Annotated in this window: 14 protein-coding genes; 5 read left to right on the top strand and 9 right to left on the bottom strand. The window is 58.3% G+C overall.

Going from position 1 to position 15,553, the window contains the following annotated elements:
* Positions 1–14: 14 nt before the first annotated feature.
* The 5 genes from BMZ42_RS06420 to BMZ42_RS06400 form a co-directional block, all read right to left on the bottom strand.
* Positions 15–2,393, bottom strand: a complete 2,379-nt coding sequence (locus BMZ42_RS06420; RefSeq protein WP_091520056.1) for an aldehyde dehydrogenase family protein — start codon at positions 2,391–2,393, stop codon at positions 15–17.
* Between the two features lie 13 nt (positions 2,394–2,406).
* Positions 2,407–3,438: a deoxyribose-phosphate aldolase gene (gene deoC, locus BMZ42_RS06415; protein ID WP_091520053.1), complete on the bottom strand. Its 1,032-nt coding sequence runs from the start codon at positions 3,436–3,438 to the stop codon at positions 2,407–2,409.
* 303 nt (positions 3,439–3,741) lie between these two features.
* Positions 3,742–5,157 (bottom strand): hypothetical protein, encoded by a 1,416-nt coding sequence (locus BMZ42_RS06410; RefSeq protein ID WP_091520051.1) that lies wholly within the window; start codon positions 5,155–5,157, stop codon positions 3,742–3,744.
* A 76-nt stretch (positions 5,158–5,233) separates the two neighbouring features.
* Positions 5,234–7,411, bottom strand: a complete 2,178-nt coding sequence (locus BMZ42_RS06405; RefSeq protein WP_091520049.1) for a heavy metal translocating P-type ATPase — start codon at positions 7,409–7,411, stop codon at positions 5,234–5,236.
* 72 nt (positions 7,412–7,483) lie between these two features.
* The gene (locus tag BMZ42_RS06400) at positions 7,484–7,900 is read right to left on the bottom strand and encodes a MerR family transcriptional regulator (RefSeq protein WP_091520046.1); all 417 of its coding nucleotides are present in this window, start codon (positions 7,898–7,900) and stop codon (positions 7,484–7,486) included.
* A 190-nt stretch (positions 7,901–8,090) separates the two neighbouring features.
* Between BMZ42_RS06400 and BMZ42_RS06395 the strand changes: the two genes are divergently transcribed.
* Positions 8,091–9,098, top strand: a complete 1,008-nt coding sequence (locus tag BMZ42_RS06395; protein ID WP_244523183.1) for a L,D-transpeptidase family protein — start codon at positions 8,091–8,093, stop codon at positions 9,096–9,098.
* Between the two features lie 284 nt (positions 9,099–9,382).
* Here the strand turns inward: BMZ42_RS06395 and BMZ42_RS06390 are convergent, their stop codons facing one another.
* Positions 9,383–9,664, bottom strand: coding sequence for a pyocin activator PrtN family protein (locus BMZ42_RS06390; protein ID WP_091520045.1), 282 nt, complete (start codon positions 9,662–9,664; stop codon positions 9,383–9,385).
* 174 nt (positions 9,665–9,838) lie between these two features.
* Positions 9,839–10,429 (bottom strand): hypothetical protein, encoded by a 591-nt coding sequence (locus BMZ42_RS06385; RefSeq protein WP_091520042.1) that lies wholly within the window; start codon positions 10,427–10,429, stop codon positions 9,839–9,841.
* Between the two features lie 109 nt (positions 10,430–10,538).
* On the opposite strand from BMZ42_RS06385, the gene BMZ42_RS06380 reads away from it, so the two are divergent.
* The 3 genes from BMZ42_RS06380 (at position 10,539) to BMZ42_RS06370 (ending at position 13,442) form a co-directional block, all read left to right on the top strand.
* Positions 10,539–11,420: an HNH endonuclease gene (locus tag BMZ42_RS06380; RefSeq protein WP_175556651.1), complete on the top strand. Its 882-nt coding sequence runs from the start codon at positions 10,539–10,541 to the stop codon at positions 11,418–11,420.
* A 114-nt stretch (positions 11,421–11,534) separates the two neighbouring features.
* The gene (dusA, locus tag BMZ42_RS06375; RefSeq protein WP_091520038.1) at positions 11,535–12,527 is read left to right on the top strand and encodes a tRNA dihydrouridine(20/20a) synthase DusA; all 993 of its coding nucleotides are present in this window, start codon (positions 11,535–11,537) and stop codon (positions 12,525–12,527) included.
* A gap of 84 nt (positions 12,528–12,611) precedes the next feature.
* Positions 12,612–13,442: a sulfite exporter TauE/SafE family protein gene (locus BMZ42_RS06370; RefSeq protein ID WP_091520035.1), complete on the top strand. Its 831-nt coding sequence runs from the start codon at positions 12,612–12,614 to the stop codon at positions 13,440–13,442.
* A gap of 76 nt (positions 13,443–13,518) precedes the next feature.
* Here the strand turns inward: BMZ42_RS06370 and BMZ42_RS06365 are convergent, their stop codons facing one another.
* Both BMZ42_RS06365 and BMZ42_RS06360 read right to left on the bottom strand, forming a co-directional pair.
* A complete protein-coding gene (locus BMZ42_RS06365) occupies positions 13,519–14,229 on the bottom strand; it encodes a TIGR02281 family clan AA aspartic protease (protein ID WP_342028922.1) in 711 nt (236 codons plus the stop codon).
* Positions 14,226–14,462: a DUF1289 domain-containing protein gene (locus BMZ42_RS06360; RefSeq protein ID WP_091520031.1), complete on the bottom strand. Its 237-nt coding sequence runs from the start codon at positions 14,460–14,462 to the stop codon at positions 14,226–14,228. The genes BMZ42_RS06365 and BMZ42_RS06360 overlap by 4 nt, the downstream gene beginning before the upstream one ends.
* Positions 14,463–14,592: 130 nt before the next feature.
* Between BMZ42_RS06360 and BMZ42_RS06355 the strand changes: the two genes are divergently transcribed.
* Positions 14,593–15,540 (top strand): nicotinate-nucleotide--dimethylbenzimidazole phosphoribosyltransferase, encoded by a 948-nt coding sequence (locus tag BMZ42_RS06355; protein WP_091520028.1) that lies wholly within the window; start codon positions 14,593–14,595, stop codon positions 15,538–15,540.
* Positions 15,541–15,553 lie beyond the last annotated feature (13 nt).

The raw sequence follows: 15,553 nt of genomic DNA, 5'->3' as shown, positions 1-15,553 counted from the left end.
CAGGACCAGTGGGATCAGTCGCCGTAGGGGACCCAGACGTTTTTCACCTCAATGGCGCGTTGAAGAAAACGGTTAAGGCTGCCTTCGTCAGCCGCCCAGTCGATGGCAGCGCCATTTGATGACCAAACGCGTTTGAGATTGTCTGCGGATTCGCGCTCGGCGGCGGCGCATGTCTGGGCATCCGCCACCACCCACAAACCGTCGACGTCACCGTGCTTTGCCAGAACGGCGGCGAGCTCGGATGTCTTTCCGGTGACGATATTGACCACGCCAGCAGGCAGATCGGAGGTTTCCATCACCTGGTAGAGATCGGTTGCCAGCAATGGCCAGCGTGCGGAAGGCACTGCGACAACCGTGTTGCCCATGGCAAGCGCAGGCGCCAGCATCGCGATCAGTCCCAGCAATGGCTGCTCGTCAGGAGCCACAATACCCAGCACGCCAACAGGCTCATGCAGGGCAAGCGTGACGGCGCGCGCGGGTGGGGTGTGCACCGTGCCTTCCACCTTGTCAGCCATTCCCGCCGCCGCAAAAATCCGCTCGATCGAAGCTTCGACTTCAGCCTTGGCGGCTTTGGCAGAGACGCCTGTCAGCTGCACAAGACGCGCCGCAAATTCGGTGGCGCGAATGGAAAGGTTTTCCGCCAGAAAATAGAGCACCTGTGCTCGGTTGTAGGCAGTTGCGGAAGCCCACGCCTTCGCTCCGCGAGCGGCACTGACAGCGTCGCGAATGTCTTTGCGATTGCCGACGCCTGCTTCTCCAATTTGCTTTCCCTTCTTGTCCAGGACCGCCATGGAGTAATTGCCGTCAGGCCGGACTTGCTTGCCACCAATAAACATCTTGGGGGTTCGGTCTATAAAGCCGTCTTCGACCTCGTTGCGCTGTAGTGCGCCGCCGGGATGGTCGTAGGGCTTGATGGGCTGGCTTCTGGATTTTGGCCATGCGAGGTATTCGGCCATGCCTTCGCGCCCACCTTCGCGCCCAAAACCGCTTTCGCGGTAGCCGCCAAATCCGCAGGCGGCATCGAACATGTTCGTGCCATTGATCCAGATCACGCCAGCTTTGAGCTGCGGCGCGACGTGAAGTGCGAGATTGACGTTCTCACTCCACACGGAGGCAGCGAGCCCGTAGCGAGTATTGTTGGCGATTTCGATCGCTTCTTCAGTATTGCGGAATGTCATTGAAGCCAGCACCGGGCCGAACACTTCCTCTTGTGCCAGAATGTTAGCGGGCGCAACGTTGGTTGCTAGAACAGGCAGGTGATACCAGCCGGTAGCGGGCACTTCACCCGCTGGCATCCAGCACTGCGCTCCCTGAGATGTACCTTGCGCCAGCAGACCTGAGACACGTTCCAGCTGTGTACGATCGATGAGCGGGCCGATGTCCGTGTTCTTGTCCAGCGGATCGCCGATGCGCAGCTTTTCCATGCGTGCGCGCACTTTCGCGAGAAATTCTTCGGCGATACCTTCCTGGATCAGCAGGCGGGAGCCGGCACAGCACACTTGCCCCTGATTGAACCAGATGCCGTCGACAAGTCCTTCGACTGCAGAGTCGAGGTCAGCGTCTTCAAAGACGATGAATGCGGATTTGCCACCCAGTTCAAGCGAAAGCTTCTTGCCTGTGCCGGCCGTGGCTTGACGAATGATCTTGCCGACCTCCGACGAGCCGGTAAAGGCGATCTTGTCGATGCCAGGATGATTGACGATTGCGGCGCCCGCTTCGGGGCCTCCGTGAACGATGTTGACGACCCCCTTCGGAACGCCAGCCTTCTCACAGATTTCAGCGAAAAGGATCGCCGTGAGCGGTGTAAACTCCGCGGGTTTCAACACGATTGTGCAGCCCGCAGCGAGTGCCGGCGCGATCTTCCAGGCAAGCATCAGTAGGGGAAAATTCCACGGAATGATCTGGCCTGCGACACCGGCAGCCTGACGTCCGGGAAATTCGCTTTCAAGCGCCTGGGCCCAGCCTGCGTGGTGCATGAAATGTCTCACGGCCAGGGGGACGTCGATGTCCCGGCTTTCACGGATCGGTTTGCCATTGTCGATCGATTCAAGAACCGCGAAAAGCCGCGCATGCCGCTGCATCGCACGGCCTATCGCGTACAGAACCCGCGCTCTCTGGTAGCCGGAAGACGCCTGCCATGAAGCTTGCGCCTTGCGCGCCGCCGCAACGGCCGCATCGATGTCAGACTTCGAGGCGTCTGACACACGCGCGAGCAGCTTGCCGGACGATGGTTCGTGAACCTCAAATGTCCGGCTTCCTTCCGCGCTGCGCCAGCTGCCGCCTATGAAAAGCGAAGCATTGAAATCACGTCCGGCCAGCCAAGCGTCAGCTTCGTTTCGTGCTTCTGGGGCGGGGCCGTATTCCATGGCGTGGTATCGTTCAAGAATGTTCATGGTGCGTGCCCGTTCATGCCATCGCGTGGCGATGAGCCGCAGAATAGCGGCCGGTCAGATGGTGCTCGAGCTGGCGCTCGATGTCGGTGAGCAGACTGGACGCGCCAAAGCGGAACAGGTCTGGTTCCAGCCACCGACGACCGAGCTCCTCTTTCATCAGGATCAACCAGTCGAGAGAGGATTTCGCCGTCGAAATGCCGCCTGCCGGTTTGAAGCCAATCTTGAAGCCGGTACGCTCGGCATAGGAGCGGATCGCGCGGGTCATCACCAGGCCGACAGGAAGCGTGGCGTTGACGCTTTCCTTGCCGGTCGAGGTCTTGATGAAGTCGGCGCCAGCCATCATCGACACCATGGAAGCAAGCATAACATTACGCAGGGTTGCCAGATCACCGGTGCCCAGGATGACCTTCAGATGTGCGTCGCCACAGGCTTCTCGAAAGCGCCGGACCTCATCGTAAAGCTCCTGCCATCTTGCGCCAAAAACGAGGCCCCTCGGAATCACCACGTCGATTTCATCGGCGCCATCCGCAACCGACGCACGGATCTCGGCAATGCGTGTCTCCAGCGGCGCCAGCCCATGCGGAAATGAGGTTGAAACAGCCGCGATATGAATACCGGTCCCTTCCAGCGCACGCACTGCCGTCGCCACGAATGGATGGTAAACGCAAACGGCGGCAGGACGGATCAAGGTGTCCCCAAGCCCCAGACCAGCGATCAGATCGGCGCGCAGCGGATGTTTCGCCTTGGCGCACAGCCGTTCCACGCGGTCGGCGGTGTCGTTGCTGTTCAACGTTGTCAGGTCCATCAAGCTGATCGCGCGCAACAGCCACGCGGCCTGATTGTCAGCCTTGATCGAACGTCGCTTGGTCAACGTCGTTGCGCGCCGTTCGAGCGCCGAACGGTTTACGGCGCGCATATCTTCCAGCCAGCCCAGATCAAGCGCCATGCCGGGGTTGCGGGGGATCTCGTCCAGCCCGCCTGCAACGGCCTTTGGCAGCGTATGGACGCTTGCGAGACTGGATATGCTTCTTGATGGGGTGCTCATGACGGCACTCTTTTTTGTGTTGTTCCTCAAACTCTAACGCACCTTGGCACGAAACGTTGAGAAACGAAACGTCAGCAATGACCGCTGTTGTGTCAATTGTATCGCCATGCCAGCAGGTGAAGCGTAATTGGCTTTTCGCGCATCAATAAGACAGGCGCTGTCAAACAAAAACGGGCGTAACTTCAGAGAAATTTGTTGGTTTTCGCTATTTTTTCAGGGCAAGTCTCTTCGTTTGATTGGCGTATCGAAGCTTGTCTCTTCTGGAAACTGGCGTTCTCGCGTCGTAACGCTCGCTTCTTTCGTCTAAATGGCAGTGGGCGTAGACAGAAGCCACAGACCGATCACGGTGTAGACAATCATCACAACGACGAGCGGCAGTTGTGTGATGATTGCAGTTGGTCCGTCGCCGTAGATCCGCCAGGCGATCACGTGGCTGGCGATGATCGCGACGATGTGGCCGGCAACGATCGTTGCAGCCTGGACGTTCCACAGTATCCAGACACTTTGCGCAGCCGAAAGAAGCGCTGCCTGGACATGGTAGTTGGACGTACCAAGCCAATCCTGACCAACCGCAAAGGGGTCCGACAACGCGACCAGCGCAAATTGGCCATCAATCAAAAGCGACGGTAGATAGTGCGCAAAGTGGTAGGCGAATGAAATTGGTACGATTGTCCACACCAGGCAAGACAGGGCGCGCTTCAAAGGTACCGTTGTGCCAGCCAAGACATGGCCGAGCACAATGGCGCCTACGAAGGCAGAACTGAGAAGCATGAAGGCGATTGTAAGTCCCACAGTCGTTTGTGGCATCACGGCCGAGCGACCGGGAAATTCGAGGGGATTGACGCCGATCACACGCATCCACAGGAAGGTGTGCCGCAAGCCGTCGAAAGTTACCGAGCTCAGCGCGAGGAGCAGGAAAACAACTCCGCTTGGCGGCAATCGCGGCGCATTCATGAGGGCGGCAGCGGGAAGTCGCAGGACGATCTTCCGTTCACCGATGCAAACGGCAGGCAGGCGGGCAATAATTGCAAGGAAAACGGACAGGAATTCTCCCCGCGCAGACCATCGACGATAGCCAAATATCAGCATTGCTACAAAAGTGACGAGCCAGTAGCCGGCAATCACATTTGCCAATCGGTTCGGGTCATCCGGCGCAGGGTCGACGAGTTCGAACCAGACAAAAGCGGCGAGCCCGACCACGGATGGCCATGTTGTCAGATGTCGGGGCCATGCCATTCGCGACTTAGGCAATCGAGCCGTCAACAGCATGGCGATACGCCATGGTCCGTACCAGGGGTTGATCCATCCCCAGACATTCCCGACGGCGCCTTGCAGAACCACCAAACCGACCCAGATCAGACTCCAGAATGTCAAAGGCAGTGGATTGGCGAGAGGATCGCGACTGCCAAACCAGCCTGCGCTCACAAGCAGGATTATGAGGCCGAAGCTTGCGGTGCTGACAATCGCGCGAGCGCGAGGGAGCGGCAAGGCGAGGCTCCAGTGCTGCTGCATGGCACGATGAAGTGGAGCAGCCGGCAAGAGCGCCAGGACGACAAAGCTGGCCAGAACGGTGATCGCGCCGCCTACGAGATAGTGCTCAGTGGGCAAGAGCAGCACGTGACCACGATCGGAAGCGTGCGCCAGGGCTGGTTCTGCCTCAAGCAACAGTGATGCAAGGGCAGGCAGGCCGAGACTTGTCAGTTTCTTGTCGTTGCCCACGCTAGCCTCTGCCCGATCGATTCAACAGGCAGAGGTTTGGCACGCAGAGCGCGCATATGCCAGCGTGACGGGAGGGTCAGCTCTCCTGGACGCCACGCCATGCCAGCAGACGCATCGCATTTGCCGTGACAAGCACGGTTGCCCCGGTATCCGCCAGAATGGCAGGCCACAGGCCGGTGATGCCCATGACCGTTGTCACGAGGAAAACCGCCTTCAGACCAAGCGATATGGTGATGTTCTGCCAGATGTTGCGCATCGTCAGGCGCGATAGAACGATCATGTTGGCGACGTCGCGAACCCGTCCATTCAGAACTGCTGCATCTGCCGTTTCCAGCGCGACGTCCGTGCCGCCCCCCATGGCGATGCCGATATCGGCTGCTGCAAGCGCCGGTGCGTCATTGATTCCGTCGCCGACCTTCGCAACGAACCGGCCGTCAGAGCGCATTTCACGGACAATCCGCTGCTTGTCTTGTGGTAGCAGTTCCGCGTGGACCTGCATTCCGAGGGAAGACCCTATCGCCTTGGCGGTTCTGGCATTGTCGCCGGTGAGCATCACCGTATCAGCGCCAAGCTCCCGTAGTGCCTCGATACCATTGCGTGCATCGTCACGGGGTTCGTCGCGCATCCCGATGAGCCCGGCGACTTCGCTACCCGCGAGCAGCACCGATACCGTTTTTCCTTCATCATTCAGAGAAGCGATACGTGCGAGAAGCTCGGGGTCAAGGCTAAGCTGCTCGCTCGCGGCTTTGGGCGACGCAAACAACAGCTGGACGCCGTCCACCACGCCTGCCACGCCCTTGCCGCCGATGGCGCGCGCGTCTTCTGCTGGCGTGACAGGAATGTCGTCGGCCTTGGCCTGTGCAAGAATTGCAACTGCAAGTGGATGACTTGAGCCTGCCTCAAGTGCAGCTGCAAGACGCAGGGTTTCGCGCTCATCGCGATCGACGCCAACGACATCGGTCACTTTGGGCTTGCCTTCGGTCAAAGTGCCGGTCTTGTCAAATGCAACGAGATTGACCCTGCCGAGATTTTCCAGAACGGAACCGCCTTTCATCAGCAGGCCGCGACGGGCGCCCGCCGAAAGGGCTGCGGCAATCGCTGCTGGTGTCGAGATCACGAGCGCACACGGGCAGCCGATCAGCAGCACGGCGAGGGCGCGATATACCCAGGGTCCCCAGTCCGCTCCTACGGCAAGAGGTGGGATCACTGCGATCAAGAACGCCACAATCATCACTGCCGGGGTGTAGTAGCGAGAGAAGCGATCAATGAAACGTTCCGTCGGCGCTTTCGATTCCTGCGCCTCCTCGACCAGAGCGATGATCCGGGAAATCGTGTTGTCGGACGCAGATGCGGTAACATTTATCCGCAGAACGCCATCCTGATTGACCGTACCGGCAAACACGCGGTCGCCGGCAACCTTGCGCTTTGGCACGGATTCGCCGGTGACAGGCGCTTCATCGACAGAACTGTCCCCGGAAACGACGTCCCCATCGGCCGGTACACGATCGCCGGGACGTACAACGGTGATCGTTCCGGGCGCCAGGCTGTCTGCGGCGACCGTTTCTAGAACTCCATCGGTTTCGACAATTGCCGTTTTAGGCATGAGTGCTCCAAGCGCCCGAATTGATGCGCGCGCGCGTCCTGTTGCGATGCCTTCCAGCAGTTCACCCAGTAGGAAGAGAAAGACCACCACGGCAGCCTCTTCGGAGGCGTCGATCACGACCGCACCGAGCGCTGCGACCGTCATCAGGGTTTCGATTGAGAAGGGGCTGCCATTCATCGCGCCAACGAACGCACGGCGCGCGACCGGGATCAAACCCACGGCCATTGCGAGAATGAAGCCCCATGGCTGGGACTGCGGAAAAGCCTGCGCGACCAGAAACGCTACGCCCAGCGCCAGACCACAGGCGATTGTCAGGCGCGATTTAGCTGACCGCCACCATGGGCCTTCTGAGGGTCCGTGGTCATGCCCGTGCATTCCAGCGAGCGGGTCGCGATCATTGTCACCCGATAGACGCTTTTCCGGCTCGTCTTTGATCTGTGTGGTCTTGTAGCCGAGGCTGTACGCCTTGCGCTCGACCGCCGCCATATCGATGAATTCGTCGTGATCCACGGACATTGTTCCCGCGACGACCGAGACATGGACATCATTGATACCTGGAATTCGGCGAACCGCCGTGTCGATCTTCGTCGCGCAGCTGGCGCAGTCCATGCCTTCGACCCGAAAGCGGGTTTGACGCGTAGAAACGTCCATATCTGTTCTCCTGAAGCTACAGGAATACTTAGATAGGACCTCTAGTAGCTAGAGGGTCAAGCTTCAAAAGGGCTAGTCGTGATCACTGTGGCAAAGATGGTGATCGCCAAGTGAGCGGATGACGTAGCATTCGCTCACGTCGCCGTTGCAGCAGGAGCCAACCATGCGTTGAAGTTCGGATTCCAGTTTGCGCAACCGCGCGATCTTGTCCCGCACATTTTCCAGTTGCCGTACAGCTATGTCGTCTGCTCCAGCACAGGAACTCTCGGGATGAGCACTTAAATCGAGCAACTCGCGTATGGCTTCCAGGGTGAAGCCAAGATCTCGCGCATGTTTGATGAATGCCAGCTGATCTCGCTGCGTCGTCTCGTAGCGGCGTTGATTTCCCTCACTGCGATCCGCCGCTTCAAGCAGCCCCAGCTGCTCATAGTAGCGGATCGTAGGAACCTTTACGCCGGTGTGGCGCGCCAAATCTCCGATAGACAGCATCGCATCTTTCTCCAGTCACAGGGAATATCGGGAGGGATGGTGAGCATTTCAATCAGGCCGGCACCAGGGCGAGACGGATCGTGCGGTGTTCTGACGCGACCTTTCGTGCTAAACATCTCGTTAACCTTCCCACCTTCAATATATAGGCGGGTCGGTGGGCGAGCCTGAATTTCACTGCACGGAAAGACGCATGATGTGGCCCCCTCTGAAGGCAGTAGCAACCGGCGTGCTCGCGCTCGCGCTCAGCGGCTGTGTAACCTCGACACTTTCAGTTGACGGTCGCGCGACGCAACCCATTCCGGCTTCACTCAGAGGCGAGATGTCCAAGCGCTCGATGTCGCAGTCGTCGCCGGTGCTCGTCCGGATTTTCAAGCAGGAAAGCGAGCTTGAGCTTTGGAAGCGCGACGCCAGTGGCAAATTTGCGTTGCTGAAGACCTACCCGATATGTCGCTGGTCCGGAAAATTGGGGCCGAAGACGCGAAGCGGAGACCGACAGGCACCCGAAGGTTTCTATCATGTCGACGCCCGCATGCTGAATCCGCTTTCCAGCTATTATCTGTCATTTGATCTGGGATATCCAAACCGCCTGGAAGCCGCCATGGGTTATACTGGCGATGCGTTGATGGTGCATGGCGCCTGCTCCTCTTCAGGTTGTTATGCCATGACGGATGATGGTGTCGCCGAGATCTACGCAGTCGTCCGTGAAGCACTGAAGGGCGGGCAGGGATCGTTTCAGGTGCAGGCCTATCCGTTCAGGATGACGCCCGGAAACATGGCAAAATACCGAAATGACCCCAATTTTGCGTTCTGGACCGACCTGAAGCGTGGATACGACATTTTCGAAGTGACCCGCAGGCAACCTAAGGTTTCGTATTGCGGTGGCAGATATGTCTTCGACCAGGAGTTTGCCGGCGGTCAGCCACAAGATCCGCTCACGACGTGTCCGCCAGCAAGCAGCAATCTCAGTCCAGCCATCGCAAGTCGGTCGCAGTCCGATCTGGAGACGATGGAAACGCTTGTGTCCAGCGGAAGTGCGCTGAGCGCACATGCCTATGTGGATGGAGGGATGCACCCCAGTTTCCGCACGATCCTGCAGAGCAGTGGTGAAAGCCGACTGGCGAAGCGGACCTCGCGAACGTCGGTTCCTGTAAGCCGCCCAGCTGCTGCCCTATCAGATCCGCATTTGCCGAAAGAATGACTGTTCCTGCGAGATAGGTTATACACCGCGTCAACGCGCTTGGAGCTCCGCCCTCACCACGGCCTCCAGCCGCAACTTTTGATCGAGATCGCTGACACCCGTGACCTATCCGAACTACAGATTTTCCACAGCCCCGATGATGGACGGGATCGATTATTGCTGTAAATACCTGAATGAGTTGAGGAAATCTCGCTCGGAACTTGCGATGGACCACGAATTGGACCACATTTTTCCGAGATGTCCGGCTGAATCGGCCTAGGTGGGGAAATGGGCCAAATGGCGAGCTAAGGCAGGGCGGCGCGTCGCCACTCTTTCATGGTCTTCTCGCCTACAATCCGCTTCGCATCCTCGCGAGCGCGGTCAATGTATGCAGCAAGATCGGATACATGGACGCCCCGCGCTGCCTTTTGGCTCGCTTCCATTCGCACCAGCGGCAGGGGAATTTCGCCCGTTTGAATCTTGCGAATGAACTTTGGGGCCGTCAGATCGAAGTAATCGTGAGCCACCGCCGCCACGGGGATAATCGCCTTCCCGTACTGTGCCACCAAAATCATAGCCGTGTTCATACCGTCCGCCTGCAGTTGATTGAGTTACGCAAGTCGCGTGCTCTGCCCACGGTTCAGAGCTTAGCCACGCAGCAGGTGAATGGCAACCGGCAAATGGCTCAACTCATTGATCTTGCTGGATATTATCGACTTTTGATATCTAATCGGTAATGCCCGGAGAAGCTGGTATCGACCCTACGGCTCCCTCCGCCGTGTCGTGATCCTGGAGTCTGGCTTCGGCAGTCCGAGCGGCGTGTAGAAGTAGCTGATCATCAGGGCTGGCACACCACGACTTGCAATCTCAATGAGCCTGGAGTCTTCCGGATCTTCAATGAGGCTCATTGTGTTGTGCGCTAGCCCCTTATTGGTGACATGCAGTATCTGCACCAGCGCGCGCTCGGCCTCAGACCGCTCCCCTTCATATCTGCTCAACGCCACCTCCGGGTCCACCTTCTTCAAGGGGCCGTCGGCGTTGCGGAAGCCCTCGACGCCGACGTCACTCCCGCGCCGCTTCTTGATCTGACCGAGCGATCCCTTTTCGTCGCACAGTCCCAAGAATTCCAGTAACGCACGGCAATGCACCAAACCCACTTCAATCATCGGGTTGGTGACCGCATTCAGGTTGCCCTCGATCATCAATTTGCCGTCGATGTAGACAGCTATTGAGGGTGCTTCTTTCCAATGCGATCTCAGTTCTAGGGCCCAATTGAGCGTCGCAACCGACTGCATCCGATGATCCAGCAGCCGCTTGATCTTCTGCTCATCTGTCATCTGGGCTTGCTCCATTCGGCGTTGACGCTCATGCTGTTTCACGCTGACTAAAGTAGGTGTTGTATCTGGGGTTTTTGATATCAGATGGCAGCGTAGGCCGTTCGAAGCACAGGAATTTATGGGTATGGCGTATTGGTGGGTTTCACAAAACAAAACTTTTAGGGAGGAGCGCGAGGGTGGCTATCTTTGGGCGCCAAAACGCGGTTCCGGGGGCGTCGTATTCCATCACTGGTCTAACATGACGCTCGTTCAGCCCGGAGACGTTATTTTCTCCTATGCGCAGCAGTCCATAGGCGCCATTGGAATTGCATCCACCCCGGCATACGACGCACCTCAGCCGGTGGAGTTTGAGGGTGGCTGGCAAGATGATGGCCGCCGCGTTGACTTGGTGTACCAGCCCATCCAACCAGCGATACCCATTTCGACCTTCGTTGACGAGCTGGTCGAACTACTGCCTGAACGGAACTCGCCAATTACCAAGCTGAAAAAAGGCGTTCAAGGATATCTGTTCAGCGTTCCTCCAAAAGCTGGGCAGCTGATTTGCGAGCGGTTAGCGATAGCCACCCCAGTCGATGAACTGGTTGCGGATACCCTGGCTCGGACCATACCGAGTGAAACTACACGTGAGGCCTTGATTAGAGCGAGGCTTGGGCAGGGGCGTTGGCGTCAGGACTTGCTGAAGCATTGGTCGGGTAAGTGCGCCGTGACTGGCCTGGAAATTGAGCCTCTTTTACGCGCTTCGCACATAAAGCCCTGGCGCGACTCTGATAACCGGGAGCGACTTGATGTTCATAACGGCCTGCTTCTTGGACCAGCCTACGATGCGGCGTTCGATGCCGGCTTAATTACATTCAACGATGCGGGAGCAGTAATGCTTTCCGACCGGCTGCCCGTTCCCCAGCGTGAGGCTGCGGGGATATCGGAAACGGCTACGCTGCGAGCTCTCACTGATGGACACCGAACCTACATGAGCCACCATCGGGGGAACGTGTTTAAGTCGCTCTAGATGTAAATGCTTTGCAGCTTGTCCGCCTCCCTCAGTAAATGATATCTCACTCCCAAGTGAGCTTCCGCGGTCGGCCGAATGTCATGTGCCAACTTTAATAACTGTTCCAAGTCTATGAAATATAACAATAAATTTGCCATTGCGCCTATGATGGACTGGACAGATCGGCATTGCCGATTTCTTTTCCGTCAGTTGACGAAGCAGACGTTGCTCTACACCGAAATGGTGGTTGCAGATGCGATCATTCACGGGGATCGTGAGCGCTTGCTTGGACATGATGTCAGCGAGCACCCGATTGCGTTGCAATTGGGTGGATCGGATCCGGTCAAGCTGGCGGCAGCGGCGCGGGCGAGCATGGAGTTCGGCTACGACGAGATCAACCTGAATGTCGGCTGTCCTTCTGACCGCGTTCAGTCCGGCACATTCGGGGCGTGTCTGATGAGGACTCCTGAGTTGGTGGCGGAGTGCGTGAGTGCCATGAAAGCAGCTGTCCCGGTACCTGTGACCGTCAAGTGCCGGATCGGCGTTGATGATCAGGACATCGAGGAAGCGCTTGATCGGTTGACCGATGACGTACTGGCCGCCGGTGCCGATGCGATCTGGGTCCATGCGCGCAAGGCGTGGCTGCAGGGATTGTCGCCAAAGGAGAACCGCGACATTCCACCGTTGAACTACGAGCGGGTCTACCGGTTGAAGCAACGATTGCCGAATGTCTTCGTCGGTATCAATGGCGGCATCAAGACGCTGGATGAGGCTGTCATCCAGTTGGAAGCCGGTGTGGATGGCGTGATGCTGGGACGTGCAGCCTATCACGATCCGAGCCAGCTTGCGGATGTCGACAGGAAAATTTTTGGAGCGCCTTCTGTTCAAACCGACTGGGCGGGTATCATCGATACGATGGCTGAATATGCAGCGCGCCACATAGAAGGTGGGGGGCGTTTGGTTCACATAACCCGACACATGACCGGGCTGTTTCATGGCCTTGCAGGCGCGCGTCGCTGGCGGCAGATTCTGTCGACCGACACGACCCAACGAGATGCGGGCCCGGAGGTAATCCAGCGCGCATTTGCTGAAGTTCGGCTGCACGACGCGGTCGCAGCGGCCTGAGCTGCTTGACTTTAATGAGAATACGGACTGACCGCAGAGCGCGGTGAGGCACCAGTCCGATATGTGATCTAGGCGGGGAATTTGATGTCAGCATTGGATATGCCGGTTGGCGAACTGATTACGTTCGCCGTGACCATCGCTGCGTCAGGCGTGGTTTCAGGACTGTTGGCCGGAATATTCGGCATAGGAGGAGGGGCTGTCCTGGTCCCGGTTTTCTATCAGGTGTTTCAGTTGCTGCATGTTGACGAGAGTGTCATCATGCACCTTGCGGTGGGCTCGTCGCTCGCGATCATTGTTCCGACGGCCATCCGTTCATTTACCAGCCACAAGGCCAAGGGCGCGGTCGACATGGAACTGCTGCGCAAGTTCCTGGTTCCGGTGCCGATCGGTGTGGTGCTGGCTTCACTGACGGCGGCCTACATTTCCAGTGCGGGTTTGCGATCCATTTTTGCAGTGATCATGCTGCTTGTTGCATTCCGAATGCTTTTTAACCGTGAAAGCTGGCGCCTCGGCACCCGTTTGCCCGAAAATCCCGCACTCAGCATGATCGGTGTTGTCATTGGCTATCTGTCGACGCTCATGGGAATTGGCGGCGGGGTTCTGAACAACACCTTCATGACGCTGTTTGGCAGACCGATCCATCAGGCTGTCGCGACATCGTCTGGTGTAGGTGTGCTGATCGCGATACCGGGAACCATTGGCTATATCTGGGCAGGTTGGGGCAACCCGCTACTCCCGATCGCGTCGACGGGCTTCATCAACTGGATTGCCGTCGCACTCATCATCCCGTTGGCAATGATTGTAACGCCTTATGGCGTCACGCTTGCTCACAATTTGTCGAAGCGAAAGCTTGAGATCGGGTTCGGTCTGTTCTGCGTATTCGTAGCGGTCCGTTTCATCATCAGTCTCGTATAGCAGTTGCGTGCCGCGACCTTTCTGGTTCGCTGCACACGCTCTCCCGAAACCGGCTCCCGCTTTCGGGAGCAATAATCTAGTCTCTCAGGATCAGCCGTTCACCACGCATGTCGAAGCCGGAAAGTGTCCCGATGAAATTCATCCCCAGAAGGCTCCGCTCGAGCCTTCCGGTGTCTGCGACGAGGACCGGTACGCGCTTGCGCACGATATCACCGACACGTATTTCATCTGCGGTGGCGCGCGCCGCGTGGGTGCGCCCGTTGGCCGTCATCACCGGGATATTGTAGGCGAGGTTCTGCGGATTCAGCCCAGCGCGTCGGGCATCGTCATAAGTCAGGACGGTTGAGGTAGCGCCGGTATCAATCATCACGGGAACGGAAGCGTCGTTGATAACGGCCCGCACCTCGAAGTGACCATTGCCCAGACGCTCAAGCAGGACCGAGATCCGGCCGTCGGCGTCCGTTCGCGATAGTGGGCTCCCCGGTACAAGACCCGCGCTTACCCGGCTGGCGACATCCTGAATTTCATAGCGATATTGATAGCCGGCGACGAGGATGAGGACGATGGCAAGCCAGAGTGCTGCGCTGCGCACAGCCTGGCCGAAACGCAGCCCTGAGCCCAGAATGCCAGCCGCGATGACGACGCCCAAGGTGCCAAGGTAGAGCGTGTGCGCAAAAATCTCATCTTCAATGCCAAGAACGCGCCCTGAATCTTCGCTGAAAAGCAACAGTGCCGAGCCAATGGCAATAGCGCCAAGTACCAACCACAACAGCATGTCGCGTCTCACGAGGATGTTTCTCCTCGTTCCCGCGCCAATTGGCTACGGCGTGTTTCCCGGCGGGCGGGGCGTATCAATGTCGCAAGCCGTGCCGGCAGCTGGGCCATCACGTCCCGACGCTCGTCGACCGTCATGCTGATCCATGCGCCGATTTCTGCGCCTGTCCGTCCGCAGCCGAAGCAATAGCCACTTGCGAGATCGATACTGCACACAAGAGTGCAGGGGGATTCGATGGCTGTCATGGCCTTGCCGCTCTCCGAAGTTTACAATCCACATGGGGCACGGCTTCTCGCAATGCAAGGCGGCAACCGTTGTGCTTCCGCACGCGAGGGGTTATGCCCACCGAAACCCGCAATCAGTTTCGGAAGAACGATGACTACCGGCCTCCCATTCGATGACACTCGCCAGCTTCTCAAAAACCTGCCCGGCCCGGACGAGGCAGCGCGTAAGCGCGTTGCTGAGCGGAATGCCCGGCTGAGTTTACAAGGGACGGCACTTGGCCGCGTCGGTGAAATTTCGGAGTGGCTGGCTGCCTGGACCGGTCGTGATCCGCAGGTGTTGCGTCCTCTGGTCGCGCTGTTTGCGGGAACGCACGGGCTTGCACCTTATGGAGGCAAGGAGACGCAATCGATGATCGAGCACGCCGCGGCAGGTGGTGCGATGGTCAACCAATTGTGCGCTGCCAATGATCTGGGCCTCAAGATCTTCGATCTCGCACTGCATTTGCCCGTCGGGGATATCGGGACCGAACCTGCACTGGACGAGCGGGGCTGCGCCGTGACGATGGCTTTCGGCATGGAAGCTGTTGTTGGGGGGATCGATCTGATGTGTGTGGGCACAGTCGGGGTCGGCGGAACAACTGCCGCGTCGGCGCTGATGGCTGCGCTCTTTGGCGGGACGGGTGCTGATTGGGTCGGGCCCGGCGGCGACGCAAATACGGTTGACGCTGCGCTGGCATTGCATGGTGCAAATCTGAAAGATCCGCTGGAAGCCCTTTGCCGCCTTGGAGGGCGGGAGTTCGCCGCCGCCGCGGGCGCTATTCTGGCAGCGCGGGTTGAAAAGGCTCCAGTGATTCTTGACGGCTATGTGCCGCTCGCCGCCGCTGCGGTGCTGCGCGCTGCTGAGCCGACCGCGATCGACCATTGCTTGCTCGGCCATGTTTCCAGCGAGCCAGGCATGCGCAAGGCTGCAGAACGGATGGGCTTGGTCCCGTTGCTTGATCTTGGATTGGGTGATGGCGAAGGTGCCGGAGCCGCATTTGCTGCCTGCGTGGTCAAGAATGCAGCCTTGGTTCACACCCAGATGGCTTTCCGCGAATAGAGCAATTTAAAGC

Origin of the sequence: Aquamicrobium aerolatum DSM 21857, from assembly GCF_900113935.1 — a bacterium.
GTDB lineage: Bacteria > Pseudomonadota > Alphaproteobacteria > Rhizobiales > Rhizobiaceae > Aerobium > Aerobium aerolatum.
Note: the sequence above shows the minus strand (reverse complement) of the source record. Positions and strands in the feature narration are given on the sequence as shown.